Consider the following 21,034-nt stretch of genomic DNA (forward strand, 5'->3'; position numbering starts at 1 on the left):
CCTGTCCGGCCGCTGCGCGCGGCGCATTTCATCCGCGAAGCGGATACCACTTTGCCGGAAAATGCTCTATCAGCGCGTGATGAGCGACAGGACGAATGATCGAGGCGGCGGCGGCGGCAAGGGCCGTCCGCCCTCCAGGGGCGGCGCGCGCGGCGGCGCAGGCGGCAAACCAGCGGGCGACAGGCCCGCCCGGGGCCCCGGCGGGCCCAAGCGGCCCGGCGGCTTCGGCAAGGACGGTCCGAGGGACGCCGCCGGCCCGCGCGCGGCCCGGCCGGCGAGGCCCCCGCGGGACGCCGCCGAGCGTCCGGCCCGGCCGCCTCGCGACGCCGGCGACCGGCCCCGCAGGGACGCGGCCGAGCGTCCGTTCCGCGCCCGCGGCGACGAGGCCGGCGAGCGCCGGCCCGGCAAGCCGGCCGGATCGGCCGGCCCCAAGCGTTTCGGCGGCGGCAAGGACGCAGGCGGAGCGCGCAGCGCCGGCCCGCGCAAGGGCGCCGCGCCCCGCACCTTCTCCGGCGACCGCGCCGGCGGAACCCGCCCCGGCGCCGAAGCCGCGCCGGCCGCGCCCAAGCGCGAGTTCTCCGAGCGCATCGCCAAGGTGATCGCCCGCGCCGGCCTGTGCTCGCGACGCGACGCCGAGGCCTGGATCGAGGAGGGACGGGTCGCCGTGAACGGCGTCACCCTGACCAGCCCGGCGCTCGACGTCAGCGCCCAGGACGTAGTCGTCGTCGACGGCGCGCCGCTGCCGACCCGCGAGCGCACGCGGCTGTTCCTCTACCACAAGCCCCGCGGCGTGGTGACGACGGTGCGCGACCCCGAGGGTCGCCGGACCGTGTTCGACGCCCTGCCGCCCGGATTGCCCCGCGTGATCACCGTCGGGCGGCTCGACATCAACACCGAGGGCCTGCTGCTGCTCACCAATGACGGCGGGCTGGCGCGCGTCCTGTCGCTGCCGGAGACCGGCTGGCTGCGGAAATACCGCGTCCGCGCCTATGGCGAGGTCACGCAGCCGCAGCTCGACGCGCTGCGCGACGGCGTCACCATCGAGGGCATGCATTACGGCCCGATCGAGGCCTCGCTGGACCGCGCCCAGGGTGACAACGCCTGGCTGACGCTGGGCCTGCGCGAGGGCAAGAACCGCGAGGTCAAGAAGATCCTCGAGCATCTCGGGCTGCAGGTGAACCGGCTCATCCGGCTCTCCTTCGGCCCGTTCCAGCTCGGCGACCTGCCGGAGGGCGCGGCCGACGAGGTGCGCACGCGCGTGCTGCAGGACCAGCTCGGCCCCGAGCTTTCCGCCCAGGCGGAGGTCGATTTCGAGGCGCCGGTCTTCGTCTATGACGAGGACGACTTCCGCCCCAAGGCGCGCCAGGACGAGGCGGATCGACGCGATCGCGACGATCGGCGGCCCACCCGCGAGGGCGGCGCGCCGGCCTCCGGCCGCGAGCCCGTGGGCGGCGACTCCCGCCAGCGCCGCCGCAGCGAACCCACCGTGTGGGGCGCCCCCGAGCGCGACGGCCCGCCGCGGGACCGGACGCGAGGCCGCGACCGGCCTGACGAGACCTTGGACGAGAAGCCCAAGCCCAAGCGCCGGCACCCGATGGAGCCGCTCACCAGCGTGTGGCGGGCCGACGACGCGGAGGCCATGGTCCCGCGCGGCAAGATCCCGCGCCGCGGCGCGGATCCCAAGCTGGCCCGCGCCGAGAGCGCCGAGAAGTCGCACCAGCGCGCCGGCAAGGTGAAGGATCCCAAGGGCCGCGCGGTGCGGGTGGAGCGGATCGCCCGCGACCCGGCCGCCCATATCCGCGAGGAGGCTTATGTCGAGAAGCCCCGCGGGCGGTCGCGCCCGTCGACTGGGGCTCCGCGCGGCGGCGACAGGCCGGACGGGCGCAAGCCCTATGCGGGCCGCAGCGCCGAAGGCCCGCCGCGCGCCGAGCGGCCGAAGCGCAACGTCTGGAGCGACGCGCCCGCCGAGGGCGAGCGCCGGGCGGGCCCCGCCAAGCCCAGCACGTTCAAGCCCCGTACGTTCAAGCACCGCGACGGCGACGCCCCTCGCGGCGCCGGCGAGCGTCCCGCCCGCAGCTTCAAGCCGCGCGGCGACAGGGCGCCGGGAGAAGGCCGTCCCGGAGGGGATCGCCCGTCCCGGGGCGACCGGCCCGCGGGCGCGGGCTTCAAGCCGCGCGGCGACGGCCCCAGGGGACCCCGCCCGGGCGGGCCCGGCGGCTCGCGTCCTGGCGGGTCCCGCCCCGGCGGGTCGCGTCCCGGCGGCTCCGGCGGCGGTCGGCCGCCCCGGCGTCCGCGCGAGGGCTGAGCCGTGCGCATCGTCGGCGGGCGGCACAAGGGCCGGGCCCTGGCCGCCCCGAAGACGCAGGCCGTCCGCCCCACCTCGGACCGCCTGCGCGAGACCATCTTCAACATCCTCGCGCACGCCTATGACGATCCCGTCCAGGGCGCGAGGGTGCTGGACCTCTTCGCCGGCACCGGCGCGATGGGGCTGGAGGCGCTGTCGCGCGGCGCGGCCTTCGCGTTGTTCGTCGACGACTCGGCCGAGGGCCGCGGGCTCATCAAGGCCAATGTCGACGCGCTCGGGGCGGCGGGGACCTCGAAAGTCTTTCGCCGCGACGCCACCCGGCTCGGCGCGGCGCATCCCCACATGCCCTTCGGGCTGGTGTTCTGCGATCCGCCCTATGGCAGGGGCCTCGCCCCGCTCGCGCTCGCCTCGGCGCTGGCCGGCGGCTGGCTCGCCCCCGACGCCCTGCTGGTGGTGGAGGAAGCCGCCGACGCGCCGTTGGAGCTGCCGGCGGGCTTCACGGTCGAGGACCGGCGCGACTATGGCGAGACCCAGGTCGTCGTCGCCCGAGCCGGTTGAGCGCGGGCCCAAGGCCCGCGGCCTCGGCGGTCAGGAATACGGATCGGCCGCGTCGCGCAGCCCGTCGCCCATGAAGTTGAACGCCAGCACCACCAGGATGACCGGGACCATCGGGGCCAGCAGCCACGGATAGAGGTTCACGGCCGCCAGGTTCTGCGCCTCGTTGAGCAGCACGCCCCAGCTCGTCACCGGCGGGCGCAGCCCGAGGCCGAGGAAGGACAGCGCCGTCTCGCCCAGGATCATGGACGGGATCGACAGCGTGGCGCTGGCGATCAGGTGGCTCATGAAATTGGGCACGAGGTGGTGCGCGATGATGCGCGAGCGCGAGGCGCCCATCAGCTCGGCGGCGCGCACGAACTCCTCCTCGCGCAGCGCCAGCAGCTTGGATCGGACCGCCCGCGCCAGGCCCGGCCAGTCGAGCAGGCCGAGGATCAGCGTAATGGCGAAGAACACCAGGACCGGGCTCCAGTTCGCCGGCAGCGCTGCCGAGAGCGCCAGCCAGAGCGGCAGCTCCGGCAAAGAGCGCAGGATCTCGATCATCCGCTGCACCGTGGCGTCGACCCACCCGCCCATATAGCCGGCGAGGCCGCCCAGCGTCAGCCCGATCACGAAGGAGACCGCGATGCCGAGCAGCCCGACCGTGAGCGAGATGCGCGCGCCATAGATGATGCGCGAGAACAGGTCGCGCCCGAGCTTGTCGGTGCCGACCAGGAAGAAGGTGCCGCCCTTGGGCGGGCAGACCAGATGCATGCGGGCCTGCGTCATGCCCCAGAACTGGTAGGGCGCGCCCTCGCAGAGGAAGCGCAGGGGCTCCGGCCGGGTGCTGTCCACCGCGTATTCGCGCCGGAAGGTCTCCAGGTTGAACTTGAAGGCGTAGGGGTACACGAAGGGCCCGACGAAACGCCCTTCGTGGAACAGGTGGACGCCCTGCGGCGGCGCCGAGAGGTGGTCGGCGTTGCGCTGGCCGAGCCCATAGGGCGCGATGAACTCGACGAAGGGCAGGGCGATGTAGAGCGAGGCCAGGAAGATGGCCGAGACCAGCGCGACCCGGTGCCGCTTGAACTTCCACCAGATCAGCCGCGCCGCCGAGGCGCGGTAGAACTTCTCCTCCGCGGCGCTCATCGCGTCCGACGCGCTGGCGTCGAACGGCGCGGGGTTGACGTAGTGGCCCGGCGCGTTCGGATCGTGGGTGATGGGCGACAAGGCGACGCTCATGTCAGCCTCTCCGCCCGAAGCGGATGCGGGGATCGAGCGTGGCCAGCAGCAGGTCGGAGATCAGCATGCCGATCACGGTGAGCACCGCCACGAACATCAGGATGAAGCCGGCCAGGAACTGGTCCTGCTGCTTCAGGGCCTGCAGGAGCACCGGCCCGACGGTGGGCAGGCTGAGCACCAGCGACACCAGCACCGAGCCGGAGATGAGGTGGGGCAGCAGGTTGCCGATATCGGCCACGAACGGGTTCAGGGCCATCCGAAACGGGTACTTCAGCAGCGCCGGCATCGGCTTCATGCCCTTGGCCCGGGCCGTGACGGTGTACTGCTTCTGCAACTCGTCGAGCAGGTTGGCCCGCATGCGTCGGATCATGGCGGCGGTGCCGGAGAGCCCGATGACGATCACGGGCGCGATCAGGTGCGAGGCGATCGAGCTGGCCTTGGCCATGCTCATCGGCTCCTGGGCGAATTTCTGGTCCATCATCCCCCCGATGGAGATGCCGAACCAGCGGTTGAGGTAGAAAAGCAGGATCAGGGCCAGCAGGAAGTTGGGCGTGGCGAGGCCGAGATAGCCCAGGAGCGTGGCCGCATAGTCGCCCCAGGAATATTGCCGCGTCGCCGAGTAGATGGCGATCGGGATGGCGACGACATGGACGAAGATCACCACCACGACATTGACCAGCAGCGTCAGCCCCAGCGCGCCGCCGACGACGTCGTTGACCGGCCGCTGGAACTCGAAGGACCAGCCCCAGTCGCCCTGCAGCAGGCCGGAGAAGCCGTTCGGCCCGGACCAGACGCCTAGCCAGATCAGGTATTGCTCCCAGACGGGCCGGTCGAGCCCGTACTGGGCGCGCAGGAACTCGGCCTTGGCGGCCGCGGCCGGATCGCCCTGCGAGCGCAGCTCGGCGATCTGGTTGGTGAGGAAGTCGCCTGGCGGAAGCTTGATGATGAGGAAGACCAGCGCCGAGATCGCCACCAGCGTCAGCAGCATGGTGACGAACCGGCGGAGGATGTACATCGCCATGCGCATCGGCTGTCCTCAAGCCTCGTAGTAGAATTCGTCGATGCGGTAGACGCCCAGGAGCGACGTCGGCTCCCAGGAGAACATCGCCTTCTCGGGCATGTTGCGCATGCGCTTGTTGACCACGATCGGCTGCAGCTCTCCCGCCACCGTTCCGATGGTGAACTGCTGCTCGGCCTGGAGCGCCAGCATGTCCTTCCAGATCGCGGCGCTCATGTCCTCGTGGGTCGTCTTCAGCCACTTGTCGTAGAGCGCCATCAGCTTCTCGGCCGCCGGGTCGTCCGGCTTCTCGCCGCTGCGGCCCAGCGTCTCGAACCACTGGCCCCATTTGGGCCAGGAATAATGCTCCTGCCGGACGGGCGCGAGCTCGGTGGGCGGCATCAGGGGCGTGGGCACCGCGTTGTCGAGGCCGGTGGACGCCACCATGACGGTCTGGCCCGCATAGGAGCGCTGGCGCAGGATGCCGCGGTCCTGCGGCTTCATGAACAGCTTGACCCCGACGTCCCGCCAGAACTCGGTGATCAGCTCCAGGGCGTCGACGATGTCGGTGGACTCGCCGTCGACCTCCACCACGATCTCCAGGACCCGGCCGTCGGGCAGCAGGCGGATGGAGTTGGAGTCCCGGGCCGTCAGCCCGAGCTCGTCCAGCATGGCGTTGGCGAATTCGGGGTCGTAGCCGGCGAACTGCGTCCGGAACTCGTCCGCATAGAGCGGGCTGCTCTTCATCACCGTGTTGTTGCCCTCCACGCCGAGGCCGAACAGCAGCGCGTTGTTGAGGATCCGGCGGTCGATGGCGGCCGAGAGGGCCCGGCGGTAGCGCACGTCGCGGTTCAGCTTGCGCCACACCGGGTCGTTGGTGTTGAGGTTGGGATAGAGCGTGTAGACGGACCCGCGCGCATAGGGCCACAGCAGCGTGCGGTAGTTCTGCGCCGCCTCGCCTTCCTTCAGCACCGGAACGTCGTTCATCGACAGGCCGCGCGCCTGCAGGTCGACCTCGCCGGCGTTGGCCTTGGCGGGGAAGAGCCCGGGCGAGGCCACGTCGACCAGGGCGCGGTCGATATAGGGGAGCTGGCGCCCTTCCGGATCGACGCGGTGGAAGAAGGGATTGCGCTCGAACACCATCCGGCTGGCCGGGGGCGGCGTCATCAGCCGCCACGGATTGAGGGTCGGAGCGTCCGGGTTGCTGTAGTCGTAGTCGTCGTCGAGGCGGTTGTGCAGCGTGGCCCAGCCCTTGACCTTGGCGCGGGCGGCCATGCGGTCAAGCTTCTCCTTGTCCGTGTAGCGGACATGGAAGCCGCGCAGATAGCGCGACGGCGCGAACAGGCGCAGCGGCCGCGGCAGCGCCAGCGCCGGCAGGAAGCGCGGATTGGGCGCGTCCCATTCGTAGCGCACCGTCAGGTCGTCCAGGATGTCGAATCGGGGCAGCTTGCCGTCGACGACGAAGACCTCCTGCGGGCCGTTGGGGCTGAGATCCTTCTGCCGGGCGATGTCTTCCCAGTAGTAACGGAAGTCCTCGGTCGTGAAGGGCTGGCCGTCCGACCAGCGATGCCCCCGCCGCAGCCGGAAGGTGAAGATCCGGTTGTCCTTCTGCTCGTAGCTCTCGGCGAGATCCGGCTGGAGCCGCAGGTTCTCGTCATAGCCGACGAGGCGGGTGTAGCCGTTCGCCGACATGTAGCGGAGGTCGCGCGTCTTGGCGATCAGGGTGCGGATCTCGCCGCCATAGCGCCCGATGCTGCGGTTGCGAGAGGCGAAGTCCGCCACCAGCGGCCGGGTCGGCAGGCGGTCGAACACCGGCGGAGCCTCGCCCTTGGCGACCCGCTCCGCCATCATGGGCGATTCCTGGAACTGCAGCCCGTCAGCCAGCGCCTTTTCCGGACGCACGACGACGGCCGCCGCGACCGCCAGGCCGGTCTTCAGGACGCCTCGGCGGGTGACGCCGTCGGAGTGCGTGGAATCAGCCATGGCCCTGCCTCGCCTGGTGGATGTCCGGCCGTCGCGGGAGCGGGGTCATGACGCCGCCCTCATGGCCGGCTGCTCGGGTTCGCGCGTCGCCTCCGGCGCCGGCCGGGCGAGCGCGATGCAGTGGCCGGGCTCCACCTCGACGAGCTGGGGCCAGGTCTCGCCCGCCTTGAGGCGGAACGGCTCGGGCCAGTCCGCGGGCTCGGAGAACCCGCCCTGCGTCACGCGGGAGAAATCGAGCGGATGGTCGAGATCCGGGCTGGGTACGGCGGCCAGGAGGGCCTGCGTGTAGGGGTGCCGGGGCGAGCGGAACAGGGTCTCGCGCGGGGCCTTCTCGACGATGACGCCCCGGCACATCACCGCGATGTCGTCGGCCATGTAGTCGACCACCGCCAGATTGTGCGAGACGAACAGGTAGGACAGCCCGAGCGCGGACTGCAGGTCCTTGAGCAGGTTCAGGATCTGGGCCTGCACGGAGACGTCCAGCGCCGAGGTGGGCTCGTCGCACAGGATCACGGCGGGGTTGAGCGCGAGCGCCCGGGCGAGCCCGATCCGCTGCCGCTGGCCGCCGGAGAACGAGTGCGGGTAGCGCCGCATCGAGCGCTGGTCGAGGCCCACCAGCTCCAGGAGGTCCTTCACCCGGGAGAAGCGCTCGTCCTCGTTGCCGATATGATGGATGCGCAGCGGCTCGGCCAGGATGTCGTAGACCGTCATGCGCGGGTCGAGGCTCGAGAACGGGTCCTGGAACACGAACTGCACGGCGCGCCGGTAGGCCTTCAGGTCCGGCCCGGCGAGCTTGAAGACGTCGCGCGGTCCCGTTCCGTCGTCGAAACAGACGCTGCCGCAGTCCGGCGCCATGGCGCGCATGATCACCTTGGACAGCGTGGTCTTGCCGGATCCCGACTCGCCCACGAGCCCGAGCGTCTCGCCCGCGGGCAGCGACAGGCTGACATTGGAGAGCGCCGAGATCCGCTGCGGCTTGCCGAAGAGGCCTCCGGAGCGCAGCGTGAAGGTCTTGGTGACGCCGTCCACGTCCAGGACGGTGCGTCCCGCCGGAATCGGGTCTCGCGTGCAATGGGCGGCGGCGGCGGCCGCCGCGGGGTCGATGCGGATCTCGCGCAGGGGCGTCAGGCGCTCGCCCGGCTTCATGTCGAAATGCGGCACGGCGCGCATCAGGGCCGTCAGGTAGGGATGCTGCGGCCGGCGGAAGATGTCCTCCAGGTCGCCGCGCTCCATGACCTGGCCGCGATACATCACCACCACGTCGTCGGCCATGTTGGCCACCACGCCGAGATCGTGCGTGATCAGCAGCACGGCCATCCGGGTCTCGGCCTGCAGCTCCTTGATCAGCGCCAGGATCTGGGCCTGCGTGGTCACGTCCAGCGCGGTCGTGGGCTCGTCGGCGATGAGCAGCGCCGGCTTGCAGATCAGCGCCATCGCGATCATGGCGCGCTGGCGCATGCCGCCGGAGAGTTCGAACGGGTAGGTGGTCAGCATCGCCTTGGGGTCGCGGAATCCGACCCGGCGGAACACCGCCATGGCGCGCTCCTGGGCCTCCGGGAGCGTCACCTCCTCATGGATTCGCAGCGCCTCGGTGACCTGGTCGCCCACCGTGTGCAGCGGCGACAGCGAGGTCATGGGCTCCTGGAAGATCATCGCCATCCGGGCGCCCCGGAGCTGGCGCATCTTCTCGCAATTGGGGTCCAGCTTGACGATGTCGACCGGGCCGCCGCCCTCCGGGTCGCGCAGCACGATGGAGCCGTTGACGATGCGCCCGCGCTTGGGCAGCAGCCGCAGCATGGCGTTGGCGGTGACGGACTTGCCGGAGCCGGATTCCCCCACCACCGCCAGCGTGCGGCCTGCATGAAGGTCGAAGGAGACGCCGCGGACCGCATGCACGAGTCCCGCATCGCCGTCGAAGTCGACGGCCAGATCGCGAATGCTGACGAGCGGTTCTGCGGTCATCCTCGATTCCGGTCTCCGCCAGCGGCCATGGCGACAATGTGCGCCGAACATGTCGCGACCGTCACGCGAATTGTGCTCTCGCTGACACAACGCACGAAAAGCCAGTTTCGCCTATCTTTCAGGCGAATCATTGTTCCTGCAGCCGAAACGCCTGCGCGGCGGAGACGAACCGCACCGACCGCGTCTCGGCCAGGCGGCCCAGCAGCTCCTCCAGGAACCGCCAGACCCACCCGTCATGGACGAGGTGATGGGTGAGCAGGCCATAGGCCTCGTCCGGATCGGCGCGGCCCTCGGCGACCGCGTCCACATGGTCGGCGAAGGACGCGAGCAGCGCGCCCTCGTCGGCCAGGCCGCGCGATCCACGCCAGTCGATCGGGTCGAAATGCGTGTTGACCTGCAGGAGGCCGGGGGCCGGCGAGGCTTGGGCGCGCGGCTTGAAGGTCGAGAGCCCGCGAAAGCCGCAGCCGGGCAGCAGCGGGACGAGCGCCGCGTCGATCCGGTTCCAGGGCGGGGCCAGGATGGGCAGGGAGCGCGCGCCGAAGAGCTCCTCCAGCCGCTCGCGCCCGAAGGCGAGTTCGGCCAGCACGAGCTCCGCCGGGGCGTCGCCGAGCTCGCGCTTCTTGCCCTCCGGGCCGGCGTGGTTGGCGTGGGCGTAGCCATGCTGGATCACGCTCGCCTGCGGGGCGCCGGCGAGGACGCGCCGCAGGGCCGGGTCGGCCGCGGCGGGCACCACCGCGAGCGCCAGCGGGGCGCCCGCGCGCCGCGACAGGCCCAGCAGCCGGTCCAGAGCCGGGGAGGGCGCGACGCAGTCGTCGTCCCGCCACCACAGGTCGAGGCGCATGCCGAGCCGGCCGAGGCGGTCCAGGGCGGCCTCGAGCCTCTCCCAGCCTGCGGCGCGGCGGCGCGCTCCGGCGGCCTCCTCCTCCAGCGCGTCGGCGCTGGCGGCCGCGCCGTCGAGCCGCACGGACCAGTCGGGCCTCGGACGGCGGGCCGCGCGGTCCACGGCCTGGAGCAGGGCGGCGGGGGCGAGCCGCTCCTCCGGGAGCGCTTCGAGGCAGCCGGCCTTCTCGAACCAGGCCGCCCGCAGGCCCTGCTCACGCTCGCCCCCGGCGGCGAAGGGGACCACGACGGCCCGGGCCCGGACCGCGGCGAGATCCAGGATGGTGTTGTACCCGGCCTGGCTGACCGAGACGGCGGCGCCCGCCAGGAGGGCGCGGAAATCCGGGCGGGCGCGCTCCACGATGACGGTCTCGGCGCCCCGGGCGGCCCGCGCGAGCGCCTCGAAGTCGGCCGCCGGCGCCCCATGCCCGACCAGGATGCGCCAGACCCGCTTTTCGGGATCCATGGCCCCGGCCTCGGCGGCGGCGCGCAGGAGGGGAAGGCCGGCTGGGCCCCCGCCGCCGGAGACGACGACCTCGCCCGAACCTGCATCCCGCCCTGCGGCCGGCGCCCCGGCGGGAGGCGCCCCGTCGTCGCTCACATAGCCCGTAAAGACGAGGCGCCGCTCCAGCGCCTCGTCGACCGGCCAGGAGGCGCGAAGCGGCAGGGCCCCGGGATCGCCGTGCACGAGGACCCGGTCGTAGAAGCGCCCCAGCCGGTCCAGCGCCTCGGCGGCGCGGCCGGGCTTGGACGGCGGGTTCAGCACGTCGCGGATGGAGCAGACCACGGCCGGCCGGGGACGCCGGGCGGCGGCCTCGTCCAACAGGGCCAGGAACTCGTCCGCGAGCTGGCGGCGGCCGAAGGGAAACAGCTCGGTGACGAGAATGTCCGGCTGCGCCGCCGCGAGGGCCGCCAGCAGCGCCTCCCGCCGGCCGGCCAGCGTCTCGGAGGCGACGGGCGCGCCGTCCTCGCCCAGGAGAGTGGAGAAGTCGGCGCCCTCGCAATGCACCGGCGCGAGCTGGACGAGCGTCACGCCGTCCAGCCGGACCAGCGGCGCAGGTCGCCCGCCGCTGACCAGCGTCACCCGATGCCCGCGCAGCGCCATGGCGCGCGCGATCGCGGCGGCCCGGGCGAGGTGCCCGACCCCCAGCAGATGGGTGACGACGATGAGAACCGACACGCTCACGGCGGCGGACCTTGGACAGTCGCGCAGGCGTCGTCCAGCGCGGCGCGCAGGATCTGGGCCGCGCCGGCCGTCGAGCAGGAAGCGAGGACGCGCCGGCGGGCGGCGCTCCCCAGCGTTCCGAGGGCGGCCCGGTCGGCGAGGAGCCGCCGCAGGGCGTCGGCGAAGGCGCGGGCGTCGCCGGCCGGCGCCAGCACGCCCGTGACGCCGTCCAGCACCACCGTTCCGACCCCGCCAAAATCGCCGGCCAGGGCCGGGCAGCCCTGGAGGGCGGCCTCCAGGAAGGCCATCCCGTAGGCTTCGCGCACGGCCGGCCAGACCAGCAGGTCGGCCATGGCGTAGCGCCGGGCGAGGTCGTCGGGGCCGAGCGCGCCGTGGAAGCGCACGCGCTCCCGCAGGGGGGCGAAGGCCGCCTCCACCTCCGCGCGCGCCGCGCCGTCGCCGACCACGTCGAGCGTCCAGGCCGCGTCCCGCGCCTCCTCCAGGCTCTCGGCCAGGAGCCGATAGGAGGCGACCTTGTCGCCCGGGCGCATCATCGCCACCGCCAGGAGGGCCGCGGGCGCGTCCGGCGCGCGCGCGCCGCGCTGGCCGGAGGCGTCCGGCCAGGCCTGCGCGTCCAGGAAGGGCGGAAAAGACAGGAGCCGCTGGCCCGGGGGACGGGCGGCCTCCAGCATCTCGCGGTCGGCCGGGTTCATCACCAGCACCGCGTCGGCGCGGTCGAGCGCCGCCTCGGTCAGAGCGTGGCCGAGGCTCCACGGTCCATGGGCCCGCTTGGGCGCCCGCGACCCTTCGGCGACCAGATAGGGCAGGCCCAGCGCGGACGCCACGGCCGGGCCGAAGACGTCCGGCGCCTTGTAGTGGACATGGTAGCTCAGCACGGCGCGCGGCCTCTCCGGCGTGGGGCGCTGGCGAACCTCCCGCGCATAGGCGCCGGCCTGCCGGCGGGCCTCCTCGGTGAGGCGGGCCGTCAGCCGCTCGTCGCCGTCGCGGTCGAACATGCGCAGGCCGCAGGGCGTCTCGGCGGCGACGCCGGCCAGGCGCAGCGCCACCAGGATCAGCCGCGCCATCGCGCGGTCCCCGGAGGGCTCGGGGTGATCGGGCGGCTTCAGCGGAGCATGGAAGACGACGCGCATCAGACCGCGACGCGCGCCGGCGCCGCATCGGGCGCGCCCTCGGCCGCGCCGGCGGTCTCGGGATCCTGCAGGCGATCCAGGACGTGCCGCACCCCGGCGTCGAACGAGAAGGCCGTGCGCACCTTGGCGGCTGCGGCCTGCCCGAGCCGACGCCGCAGGGCAGGGTCGCGGATCAGCCTCTCCAGCGCGGCCGCCAGGGCGACGGGATCGCCGGGCGGGGTCAGGAGCCCGGTGACCCCGGCCTCGACGAATTCCGGAACGCCCGCGAAGTCGGTGGACAGGATCGGCAGCGCCTGCGTGGCGGCCTCCATGATGACGTTGGGAAGACCGTCCCGGTCGCCATGGTCGCCCTCGCGGCAGGGCAGCGCGAACAGGTCGGCGTCCCGCATCGCGGCGATCACGGCGTCCTGCGCGAGCCCGCCGCGCCATGCGATCCGGTCCGAAAGGCCCGCCGCCTCCGCCTGGCGCCGCAGGGCTTCCCGCAACTCGCCGGAGCCGATATGCACGAAGCGCCAGCTGAGGCCGGGCGGAAGCAGCGCCAGCGCGGCCAGGAGGTCGGCGTAGCCTTTCTTGGCCACCGCGCGACCGACCGACAGGATGACGACCGGCGAGGCCGGGTCGGCCCCGGTGCGGTCGGGCCGGCGCGCCGGCGGCGGCGGAAAGCGGCCGAGGTCGAGCCCGTGATAGGCCAGCGACACCCGTCCGGGCGCCGAGGGCGGCGACAGGCGCCGCAGCTCGTCCAGGCCCATCCGGGTGCAGGTGACGCCCCATCGGGCGGCCTCGATCTTCTCGCGCTTCTCCCAGTCCGGCGTGGTCCAGATGTCCTTGGCGTGCGCCGAGAAGCTGAAGGTCCGCCCGCTCAGCAGGCAGGCGTAGCGCACCACGGATGCGGGCGTGTGCAGGTAGTGGACGTGGACGTGCCGGATCTCCGGATCGAGCTCGCGCGCCATCGCCAGCGCCTGGCCGAGGCGCCGGCCTCGGTTGGGCGTCGGGTCCCGCAGGAGGTCGCGCCAGAAGACGCGCAGCAGCGCTCCCAGTTCCGGCCGGCGCCACGCCGCCCAGGCCCCGCGCAGCACGCGAAGGGGCTCCTGGTAGAGATATTCCGGCAGATAGCGGACCGGCGCGGCGATCGCCCGGTTGAGGGCGTGCACGGCCTTGTCGGTGGGGCGGCGGAGCGCCCAGATCTCGAGCGACGCGCCGGCCCGCTCCAGCCCCAGGATCTCCTGGGCGATGAAGGTCTCCGACAGGCGCGGATAGCCCTTCACCACCACGGCGATGCGGCGGCCTTCGGGCGTCGGGGCGGCGGTCATTCCGCGGCGCGGATCATTCGGCGGCCAGCCCCACGCGGTTCAGGGGAACGCGGTGGCGCCGCGCCTCCTCGAACCAGGGCTTGGTCATCGCGCCGATGCTGTCGAGGCCGTCCAGGAGGCCCGGCACGAAGGCCTGCGAGGGCTTGGGCTGGTCGCGCAGCGCCCGGATGGCCCGGGCCATCTCCACCGGGTCGCGGCCGCTCGCCGGAGCGTCGAGCCCGTCCAGCTGGCGCAGCAGGCCCAGCCGCTCGGCGCAGGTCGCCCGGATCGCCTGCTCCAGGCGCGGCGTCTTGCGCGGCACGATGAGGGCCGGCTTGTCGAGCGACAGGATCTCGCAAAACGTGTTGTAGCCGCCCATCGCCACGATGGCGGAGGCGCGCTGCATCAGGTGCTCGATCTTGGAATCGAACATGATGGCGTCGACCCGGTCGAGCTTGGCGATCCGGTCCATGAAGGCGCGCCGCGTCGTGCGGGCGATGAAGGGGCCGAACACCACGAGCGCGGGGATGGCGATGCTGTCGTCGTGCTCATAGGCGGAGACCACCCAGTCGATCAGGTCCGCGCCGTCGCCTCCGCCCCCGGTGGTGACCAGCACGAAGGGCCCGCGGGTGAGCTTGGGATAGCGGGCGAGCTGCGGCTCGTCCGGCAGTTCGCGCCGCAGATAGCCCGTATAGGTGATCCGCTGCTTGACCGCGTCCGGCAGCTCCAGCGCGACCAGCGGGTCGTAGAGCTCCTTCAGGCCGTAGATCCAGATGTCGTCGTAGTAATCGATCAGGGCCTGCCTGGCGCCCTTGCGCTCCCACTCGGGCAGCAGCAGGGCCGGCTCGTCCATCACGTCCCGGATGCCGAGCACGAGCCGCGCGCCGCGCGCCTTCATGGCGTCCAGCGTCGGCAGGATCTCGCCGCGGAACCCGGTGGGCTCCTTGTCGACGATCACGATGTCGGGGGAGAGCGCCAGCGCCGTGTTGCGGATGATCGCCTCGCGCATCGCCACGGCTTCGTCGAGGCCGAGATTGAGGTTGAGGCTGGTGTAGTCGCCATTGGGCAGCTTCACGACGCCCGGCACGCGGACGAAGTCCACGCCGTTGCCGAAATCGAAGCTGCCGACCACCGGCGACCCGGTGATGATCACCACCGACGCATCCGGCGCGGAGGCCACGAGCGCGTTGGCGATGGCCCGCGACCGGCGCAGATGTCCGAGCCCGAACGTGTCGTGGCTGTAGATCAGAACGCGTGGCGATCGGCGTTCGGGAGCCGCCCAGTCGCCTGCACCGGAGGTAGAGACCGGCTGGAACATCAATCACCGACTCCCGTGCGGGGCGCCAAGTTGAGGGAGCCGGCCCCTTGTCGGCCGAGATCCTGTGAGACGGGATGGCGCCGCTGCGGCGTCGATCCCAGCCTGACCCGGCAAGACTAGCGAATGGGCCGGGATTTCGCACGCGCAAAAACGTCGGCCGGCCTGTCGGCGCAGACCAAGGCCGCCCTCCGCCCCGGTTCGCCATGGCTCCCGTCTGCTTGCAACCAGTGCGTGTGTTTTCAGGAATTGCAATAGGATACGTTAAATCGTGGCGTCTATCGTGAAGCGTAACTGGTTCAGAGCGCCGTCATGTCCCGTCATTGGATGAACTTCTGGAAGAGCGAGGATGGAGCGACCGCCGTCGAGTACGGCCTCATCGCCGCCATCATCGCGACGGTGCTGGTGGGCGCGACCGGATCTCTGAAATCGGCCCTGACGGTGATGTACAGCACCATCCTGACGCAGTTCTTCGGCGCGACGAGCTGAGGCGCAGGTCCGCCCAGCGTCGCTTCTATTCGGCCGCCATCATGTCGTCGCCCCCGATGTTCGCGCCCTTCAGGTTGTCCAGGCTGGACACGATGTGGCCCGCCAGGGCGTCCGACAGCGCCGAACTCTCGTGGCGGTTGCGCATCAGCCCGATCTTGCACGAGGGCAGGGCGGGGAAGCCCTCCGAAGGCCCGAGCACCCGCATGCCGGGCCGCGCCGCGCTCTCAGGCAGTACGCCCACGGCCAGCCCGGCCAGGACCGCCGCCCCGACCGCGTTGGAGTTCCAGCTGGCGTAGAGGATGCGGTAGGGCCGGCCGATGCGGTCGAGCCGCTCGGTCGCGGCCTGGCGCCAGTTGCAGGTCGGGCGTCCCAGCGCCAGCGGCAGCAGCCGCTCCTCGTGCACCGTGTGCCGCTGCGACGACACCCAGAGCAGCCGCTCCTTGCGGATGATCTCGGCGTGGCCGCGACTTTCCACATGGGTGATGATGGCGAGGTCGAGATCGCTGGTCTGGATCCGGTCCGCCAGCATCGGGGTGGGCTCGCACACGACGGTGACCTCCACCTTCGGGTTCGATCGCGAGAACCGCGCCAGGATCTCCGGCAGGTACCGGTCGGCGTAGTCGTCCGGCACGCCGAGCCGCACCCGCCCGGCCAGCTCGGCGTCCGCGAAGCTCGCCAGGCATTCCACGTTGAGGCGCAGGATGCGGCGCGCGTAGTCGAGCAGGCGCTCGCCGTCCTCGGTGAGCCGCGAGGCCCGGCCGTCGCGCTCGAACACCGGCTTGCCGAGCCGCTCCTCGAGCCGCTTCATCTGCATGGAGACGGCTGACTGCGTCTTGTGCACGACGTCGGCCGCCTTGGTGAAGGAGCCGGTGTCCGAGATCGCCACGAAGGTCTTGAGCTGGTCGATGTCCAGGAGGTGCATGGCGCGGCCTGCGTTCGGTTTGCGCGCGGGCGCGGGCGCCCTCGTCGCCGTGACGTCTCGACGACAATGATCGATTTTCATGATGCAGTCCATCATGAACATTCGTTTTATTCATGGACCGGGCAGGAGTATCCCTGACATCGAGGTCGCGATGGTCGCGGCCGCATCCCGGGCCCGACCGGCCCGAAGCCGACACAGGAGCTTACCATGACCTCCCCCGAACCGCAGGTCCTCGCCGCCGCGAACGCCGTCGCCCCCGCGCGCGCCGTCGCCGTGCTGGCCGGCCGCATCGGGACGGCCTGGAAGCGCTGGCGCAACCGCCGCCAGGTGGCCGAGCTGCTCGCCCTCGACGATTATCTGCTGCGCGATCTCGGCGTCGCCCGCGGCGACGTGTTCGAGGCCTTGTCCGACGCCTCCGTCACGGACGCCTCTCTTCATCTCGGCGCTTCGGCGAGCCAGGCGCGCCAGCACGAGACGATGCGTCTGCGGGAAAGCCTTCGATCGGCTCGGATTCTGACGATCCCGCCGCGCGTCGCCGCGCCGGCCTCGGCCGTACGCGCCGCCTGACCCTCATTCCGCTTGGCGGACCGCGCGTTCCCCCTCCCGCGGCTCGCTCCTGAGGCCCCGTCTCGCCCAGACGGGGCCTCTTTTCATCACGATCGTTGATGACTCGTTTCAGCGAGCCGAATGGGACGACCAGTCCCCCAGCACCGCCTGCACCAGCGTCAACGCCGCCACCGCGGCGGTGTCGGCCCTGAGGATGCGTGGTCCCAGAGACAGCCTCAGCACGTGCGGCAGCCTCAGCAGGGCCTCCCTCTCCTCGGCGGAGAAGCCGCCTTCCGGGCCGATCAGCACCGCGGCGGGGCCGGGGGCGACGCCTCGAAGCGCGGCGATGGGGTCCGCCGTCTCGGCGTCCTCGTCGCAGAAGATCAACAGCCGCCCCGGCTCCCAGCCTTCCAGCAACCGGTCCAGCCGCGTCTCGTCGGCGACCTCGGGCACGGCGAGCACGCCGCACTGCTCGGCGGCCTCGATGGCGTTCGCCCGCATGCGGTCCAGATTGATGCGCGACACCTGGGTGCGGCGCGTCACCACGGGACGGATCAGCGCAGCGCCCATCTCCACCGCCTTTTGGACCATGTAGTCCAGCCGCGCGTGCTTGAGCGGCGCGAAGAGGTAGTGCACGTCCCCGGCGGCGGGCTGGGCGCGGGTCTGCGGGCCGACCGACAGGACCGCCGCCTTCTTGCCGCCCTTGCCGAGGCTCGCCTTGAACTCGCCGTCCCGGCCGTTGAACACCAGCACGGGATCGCCCTCCTGCAGGCGCAGCACGTTCAGGAGGTAGTGCGACGGATCGCGCTCCAGCGCCACGTCGGCCCCGGGGGCCAGCGGAGCGTCGACGAAGAGCCTCTGGGCGCGAAAATCGTAGGAGGCCACGGTTCTCTCCAGTGCGGGCCCTCGTGTGTAAAGGCGGCGCAACCGGATTTCAGCCGTTTTCTTGCACTACGGCCGTCGCCAACGCGGGTCTGGGGCCAGAGCGTCGGGGAAAGCGTGGCGTCCGCCATGACCACAGATTGCAAAGCCTCGCTCCGGACTGGTAAAGGAAGGCCGATGTCTGACAGGGGACGAAGCATGTTCGCGGCAGTAACGCAGGGTCGGCGCTCGGCGCGGGGCGCCGCCACCGTCATCGGAGCGAGCCTCGGAGCGGCCCTGGCGATGGCCTGCGCGGTCGGGCCGGCGTTCTCGCAGGCCGCCGACTGCGCCGAGATCGGGCCGATGCTGCAGGAGCGCGGCAAGCTGCTCCAGCGCGCCCAGGGCTTCTCCAAGAAGAAGCCGACCGCCGCCGAGGCTTGCAGCGTCTTCACCTCGCTGGCCAACAACGGCGCCAAGATGATGCCGTGGCTGAAGTCGAACTCCGAGTGGTGCCACGTGCCGCCGGAAGTGGCCACGAATGTCGGCGCCCAGGGCGCGCAGGTCGCCAAGGCCAAGGCCAACGCCTGCCAGGCCGCGGTCATGCAGAAGAAGATGGAGGCCCAGGCCCGGCAGGGCGGCGGCCAGAAGCAGCCCGGCCTCCTCGGCGGCGGCGACGACATTGTCGGCGGGCCCATCAAGATGCCGCAAGGCGCCCTGTGAGCGACAGCCCGGCGACGGGCGCGAAAGACCTCGACGCGCAACGCCTGAACGCGCAGACCCTGGACGCGCGGACCCTGGATGCGCCCGTGCCGGACGCGCCGCGCGGCAACATCGTCGATACCTATGCGCCGCCGTCCTGGCGGCCTTATCTGAGGCTGGCGCGCATCGACCGCCCGATCGGCTGGTGGCTCCTGCTCCTGCCCTGCTGGTGGTCGGCCGCGCTGGCGTCGGCCGTCGACCGCTCGGGCCCGCCCGGCATCGCCGATCTGGCGCTGTTTTGGATCGGCGCCGTGGCCATGCGGGGAGCCGGGTCCACCTACAACGACATCGTCGACCGCGACCTGGACCGGCAGGTCGAGCGCACCCGCGGCCGCCCCATTCCCTCCGGCCAGGTCTCGGCCCGGCAGGCGGCCGTGTTTCTGGCCGCGCAGTGCCTCGTCGGGCTGGCGGTGCTGCTCTGCTTCAACGGTTTCGCCATCGTGGCCGGCTTCGCATCGCTCGGATTCGTGGCGATCTACCCTTTCATGAAGCGCATCACCTCATGGCCACAGGCGGTGCTGGGGCTCGCTTTCGCGTGGGGCGGGCTGATGGGTTGGGCGGCCCATTTCGGCTCGCTGGCCTGGCCGCCGGTCTTCCTCTACGTCGCCGCCATCGCGTGGACGATGGGCTACGACACGGTCTACGCCATCCAGGACCTCGAGGACGACGTCCTGGCCGGGATCAGGTCCACGGCCCGCATGTTCGGCGCGCATGCGCGCGAGGCCGTGGGGGCGCTTTATCTCATCGCCATCGTGGCGGCCGGGGCGGCGGTGATCGGCACCCATCTGGGGCCGATGGCCCATCTGGGCCTGCTCGCCTTCGCGGCGCATCTGCTGTGGCAGGTGCGGACGCTGCGCAAGGCCGACGGCGCGGTGGCGCTGCGCCTTTTCCGGTCGAACCGCGATGCCGGGCTGCTGTTCTTCGCCGGGCTGGTCCTGGAGGCGGTCCTGAGGACCGCGTGAGCGTTCGGCCGCGGTTCAGCGGGTCCACGCATCCGGGGACATGTCGCGCTCGCGGCGCACCAGCGGCCGTTCGGGCAAGCGCCCGCATTTGCGCCGCTGCAGGAATCGCGGGCGCCGGCGGCTGAGCGTGGCGTTGCGTCGGCGGTAGCGGAAGGGGCCGACCGTGACGGCGCCGCAATGCTCATAGGGCTGCAGCACGACCCCGTCGTCGCGCATCACCAGCAGCGGCAGGCCGAACGCCATGGCGGTCTTGCGCCACTGCGCCACGACGGAGCTGTCGTCCTGGGCCGAGACGAGCGTCGTCGGGCCGCGCCCGTCCGCATAGACCATGCTGATGTCGTAGAGGTCCGCCGCGACCCCGCTCTGGGACAGGAGCACGCCGCTGGCGCCCCGCGCGATGGTGCGGCGGCCCGCGAACGGACCGGCGACCATCATGGCGGCGAGCCGTCCGACGAGCTCGCAGCGGACCAGCGGGGCTTCGCTGGCCGGCGGCCGGACGGGCCGCTCGAGGCGGCCCGCCGACCCGTCCGGAGTCGGGCGGTCATGATCCTGCACAGACATCGACGTCTCCCAAGACGCTGGCGGCCCGATCTTTTTTGGGTCCGCTCTCTTGTCTGGGATCATGGCCCGGTCCATCTGGGAATCGCTTAAGCGGACTGGTTAACGGGTCCGTTCTGGCGGGTTAACGCCCGTTTTCCTTGACGGGACCTTGCAGCTTGGCCGCAGCTTGCCGCGCCGCGGCATCGGGGCTAGAAGACCTCGTCCCCGCGTCTTGGAATCGTTGATGGCCCTGACCCCGAGCCACATCCCGGAGGGCGCGCTGCAGGCCGCGCGCGAGGCCGCCATCGAGGCGGGCCGCATCGCGCTGGGCTATTTCCGGCACGGCGGGACGACGCGCGCCGGCATCAGCTACAAGGAGGGCGGCTCGCCCGTCACGGAGGCCGACCTCGCGGTCGACGCCTTCCTGAAAGCGCGCCTCATGGGGCTGGCTCCCGGCTTCGGCTGGCTCTCGGAGGAGACCGCCGACGACCCGTCGCGCCTCGGCCGCCGCCATGTCTGGGTGGTGGACCCCATCGACGGCACGCGCTCCTTTGCGCGAGGCGACACCGACTGGACCGTCGCGCTCGGGGTCGTGGAGGACGGCGTCGCCGTCGCCGGCTTCGTCTACGCGCCCGTCGCCGAGGTGATGTACGAGGCCCTGCCGGGCGGTCCGGCGCTGAAGAACGGCGTCGAGATCCGCGCCTCGGGGCTCGACACGGTCGAGAACGCCCGCATCGCCGGGCCCGGCCCGATGCTGGACGCCATGCAGGCGGCTCGCACGCCGTTCCGCCGCATGCCGCGCATCCATTCGCTGGCCTACCGACTCGTGCACGTCGCCGACAGCTCGATCGACGGCGCGCTCGCCGGCGGCAGGGCTCATGACTGGGACCTGGCGGCCGCCCACGCCATCGTCACCGCCGCCGGCGCTGAGATCGTGACCGCGACGGGCGCGACGCCGCGCTACAATCGTCCCAGCACGATGCACGAAGCGCTCGTGGTGGCCTCGTCCGGCCTCGCCTCCGAGCTGGCCGGCATGATCGCGAACGGCGCGCTGTCCCAGGCGGCCGGCCACAAGGACGCGATCGCCGGCCTCTAGCCGGGGCCTTCATGGCTGCCGCCCGCGCAGCTTCCTTCCT

General features: G+C 71.9%; 18 protein-coding genes. 7 read left to right on the top strand and 11 right to left on the bottom strand.

Annotation, left to right across the window (positions count from 1 at the left end; translation table 11 throughout):
- Nucleotides 1-79 precede the first annotated feature (79 nt).
- Nucleotides 80-2,305: a pseudouridine synthase gene (locus tag ABEG18_RS02690; protein WP_406856557.1), complete on the top strand. Its 2,226-nt coding sequence runs from the start codon at nucleotides 80-82 to the stop codon at nucleotides 2,303-2,305.
- Between the two features lie 3 nt (nucleotides 2,306-2,308).
- Nucleotides 2,309-2,863 (top strand): 16S rRNA (guanine(966)-N(2))-methyltransferase RsmD, encoded by a 555-nt coding sequence (gene rsmD, locus ABEG18_RS02695; RefSeq protein WP_406856558.1) that lies wholly within the window; start codon nucleotides 2,309-2,311, stop codon nucleotides 2,861-2,863.
- Between the two features lie 30 nt (nucleotides 2,864-2,893).
- Here the strand turns inward: rsmD and ABEG18_RS02700 are convergent, their stop codons facing one another.
- From ABEG18_RS02700 to ABEG18_RS02735, 8 genes are all read right to left on the bottom strand, one after another.
- On the bottom strand, nucleotides 2,894-4,078 hold the full coding sequence (locus ABEG18_RS02700; protein ID WP_406856559.1) for an ABC transporter permease: 1,185 nt from the start codon (nucleotides 4,076-4,078) through the stop codon (nucleotides 2,894-2,896).
- 1 nt (nucleotide 4,079) lies between these two features.
- The gene (locus ABEG18_RS02705) at nucleotides 4,080-5,099 is read right to left on the bottom strand and encodes an ABC transporter permease (protein ID WP_406856560.1); all 1,020 of its coding nucleotides are present in this window, start codon (nucleotides 5,097-5,099) and stop codon (nucleotides 4,080-4,082) included.
- 15 nt (nucleotides 5,100-5,114) lie between these two features.
- Nucleotides 5,115-7,058: an ABC transporter substrate-binding protein gene (locus tag ABEG18_RS02710; RefSeq protein WP_406856561.1), complete on the bottom strand. Its 1,944-nt coding sequence runs from the start codon at nucleotides 7,056-7,058 to the stop codon at nucleotides 5,115-5,117.
- Nucleotides 7,059-7,103: 45 nt separating this feature from the next.
- Nucleotides 7,104-9,020 (bottom strand): dipeptide ABC transporter ATP-binding protein, encoded by a 1,917-nt coding sequence (locus ABEG18_RS02715; protein ID WP_406856562.1) that lies wholly within the window; start codon nucleotides 9,018-9,020, stop codon nucleotides 7,104-7,106.
- A 127-nt stretch (nucleotides 9,021-9,147) separates the two neighbouring features.
- The gene (locus tag ABEG18_RS02720) at nucleotides 9,148-11,085 is read right to left on the bottom strand and encodes a glycosyltransferase (protein WP_406856563.1); all 1,938 of its coding nucleotides are present in this window, start codon (nucleotides 11,083-11,085) and stop codon (nucleotides 9,148-9,150) included.
- Nucleotides 11,082-12,215 (bottom strand): glycosyltransferase family 4 protein, encoded by a 1,134-nt coding sequence (locus ABEG18_RS02725; protein ID WP_406856564.1) that lies wholly within the window; start codon nucleotides 12,213-12,215, stop codon nucleotides 11,082-11,084. The genes ABEG18_RS02720 and ABEG18_RS02725 overlap by 4 nt, the downstream gene beginning before the upstream one ends.
- A complete protein-coding gene (locus ABEG18_RS02730; protein WP_406856565.1) occupies nucleotides 12,215-13,525 on the bottom strand; it encodes a glycosyltransferase family 4 protein in 1,311 nt (436 codons plus the stop codon). Before ABEG18_RS02730 ends, ABEG18_RS02725 begins: the two co-directional genes overlap by 1 nt.
- 13 nt (nucleotides 13,526-13,538) lie before the next feature.
- Complete coding sequence (locus tag ABEG18_RS02735; RefSeq protein WP_406856566.1) at nucleotides 13,539-14,822, bottom strand: glycosyltransferase family protein; 1,284 nt, start codon at nucleotides 14,820-14,822, stop codon at nucleotides 13,539-13,541.
- A 309-nt stretch (nucleotides 14,823-15,131) separates the two neighbouring features.
- Between ABEG18_RS02735 and ABEG18_RS02740 the strand changes: the two genes are divergently transcribed.
- Nucleotides 15,132-15,308 (top strand): Flp family type IVb pilin, encoded by a 177-nt coding sequence (locus ABEG18_RS02740; protein ID WP_406856567.1) that lies wholly within the window; start codon nucleotides 15,132-15,134, stop codon nucleotides 15,306-15,308.
- A gap of 25 nt (nucleotides 15,309-15,333) precedes the next feature.
- Here ABEG18_RS02740 and ABEG18_RS02745 read toward each other — a convergent pair whose 3' ends face one another.
- Nucleotides 15,334-16,230, bottom strand: a complete 897-nt coding sequence (locus ABEG18_RS02745; RefSeq protein WP_406856568.1) for a LysR substrate-binding domain-containing protein — start codon at nucleotides 16,228-16,230, stop codon at nucleotides 15,334-15,336.
- A gap of 207 nt (nucleotides 16,231-16,437) precedes the next feature.
- Between ABEG18_RS02745 and ABEG18_RS02750 the strand changes: the two genes are divergently transcribed.
- Nucleotides 16,438-16,797, top strand: coding sequence for a DUF1127 domain-containing protein (locus ABEG18_RS02750; RefSeq protein ID WP_406856569.1), 360 nt, complete (start codon nucleotides 16,438-16,440; stop codon nucleotides 16,795-16,797).
- Between the two features lie 108 nt (nucleotides 16,798-16,905).
- Here the strand turns inward: ABEG18_RS02750 and ABEG18_RS02755 are convergent, their stop codons facing one another.
- Nucleotides 16,906-17,661, bottom strand: a complete 756-nt coding sequence (locus ABEG18_RS02755; RefSeq protein ID WP_406856570.1) for a 16S rRNA (uracil(1498)-N(3))-methyltransferase — start codon at nucleotides 17,659-17,661, stop codon at nucleotides 16,906-16,908.
- Nucleotides 17,662-17,856: 195 nt separating this feature from the next.
- On the opposite strand from ABEG18_RS02755, the gene ABEG18_RS02760 reads away from it, so the two are divergent.
- On the top strand, nucleotides 17,857-18,357 hold the full coding sequence (locus ABEG18_RS02760) for a hypothetical protein (protein ID WP_406856571.1): 501 nt from the start codon (nucleotides 17,857-17,859) through the stop codon (nucleotides 18,355-18,357).
- Between the two features lie 44 nt (nucleotides 18,358-18,401).
- Nucleotides 18,402-19,358, top strand: a complete 957-nt coding sequence (ubiA, locus tag ABEG18_RS02765) for a 4-hydroxybenzoate octaprenyltransferase (protein ID WP_406858519.1) — start codon at nucleotides 18,402-18,404, stop codon at nucleotides 19,356-19,358.
- A 15-nt stretch (nucleotides 19,359-19,373) separates the two neighbouring features.
- Here the strand turns inward: ubiA and ABEG18_RS02770 are convergent, their stop codons facing one another.
- Nucleotides 19,374-19,919 carry a DUF6101 family protein gene (locus ABEG18_RS02770; protein WP_406856572.1) on the bottom strand — a complete coding sequence of 182 codons (546 nt, stop codon included), beginning with the start codon at nucleotides 19,917-19,919 and terminating at the stop codon, nucleotides 19,374-19,376.
- A 223-nt stretch (nucleotides 19,920-20,142) separates the two neighbouring features.
- Here ABEG18_RS02770 and ABEG18_RS02775 point away from each other — a divergent pair, with 223 nt between their 5' ends.
- Nucleotides 20,143-20,994 (top strand): 3'(2'),5'-bisphosphate nucleotidase CysQ, encoded by an 852-nt coding sequence (locus ABEG18_RS02775; RefSeq protein ID WP_406856573.1) that lies wholly within the window; start codon nucleotides 20,143-20,145, stop codon nucleotides 20,992-20,994.
- Nucleotides 20,995-21,034: the final 40 nt, after the last annotated feature.

This window comes from Alsobacter sp. KACC 23698 (assembly GCF_045348435.1).
Classification (GTDB): domain Bacteria; phylum Pseudomonadota; class Alphaproteobacteria; order Rhizobiales; family Beijerinckiaceae; genus Alsobacter.

Coding starts and splice junctions, on each gene's coding strand:
- ABEG18_RS02730 (WP_406856565.1), bottom strand. CDS start 13,525: ATGACCGCCGCCCCGACGCCCGAAGGCCGCCGCATCGCCGTGGTGGTG.
- ABEG18_RS02700 (WP_406856559.1), bottom strand. CDS start 4,078: ATGAGCGTCGCCTTGTCGCCCATCACCCACGATCCGAACGCGCCGGGC.
- ABEG18_RS02775 (WP_406856573.1), top strand. CDS start 20,143: ATGGCCCTGACCCCGAGCCACATCCCGGAGGGCGCGCTGCAGGCCGCG.
- ABEG18_RS02725 (WP_406856564.1), bottom strand. CDS start 12,215: ATGCGCGTCGTCTTCCATGCTCCGCTGAAGCCGCCCGATCACCCCGAG.
- ABEG18_RS02760 (WP_406856571.1), top strand. CDS start 17,857: ATGTTCGCGGCAGTAACGCAGGGTCGGCGCTCGGCGCGGGGCGCCGCC.
- ABEG18_RS02710 (WP_406856561.1), bottom strand. CDS start 7,058: ATGGCTGATTCCACGCACTCCGACGGCGTCACCCGCCGAGGCGTCCTG.
- ABEG18_RS02750 (WP_406856569.1), top strand. CDS start 16,438: ATGACCTCCCCCGAACCGCAGGTCCTCGCCGCCGCGAACGCCGTCGCC.
- ABEG18_RS02745 (WP_406856568.1), bottom strand. CDS start 16,230: ATGCACCTCCTGGACATCGACCAGCTCAAGACCTTCGTGGCGATCTCG.
- ABEG18_RS02770 (WP_406856572.1), bottom strand. CDS start 19,919: ATGTCTGTGCAGGATCATGACCGCCCGACTCCGGACGGGTCGGCGGGC.
- ABEG18_RS02740 (WP_406856567.1), top strand. CDS start 15,132: ATGTCCCGTCATTGGATGAACTTCTGGAAGAGCGAGGATGGAGCGACC.
- ABEG18_RS02705 (WP_406856560.1), bottom strand. CDS start 5,099: ATGGCGATGTACATCCTCCGCCGGTTCGTCACCATGCTGCTGACGCTG.
- ABEG18_RS02735 (WP_406856566.1), bottom strand. CDS start 14,822: ATGTTCCAGCCGGTCTCTACCTCCGGTGCAGGCGACTGGGCGGCTCCC.
- ABEG18_RS02715 (WP_406856562.1), bottom strand. CDS start 9,020: ATGACCGCAGAACCGCTCGTCAGCATTCGCGATCTGGCCGTCGACTTC.
- ABEG18_RS02690 (WP_406856557.1), top strand. CDS start 80: ATGAGCGACAGGACGAATGATCGAGGCGGCGGCGGCGGCAAGGGCCGT.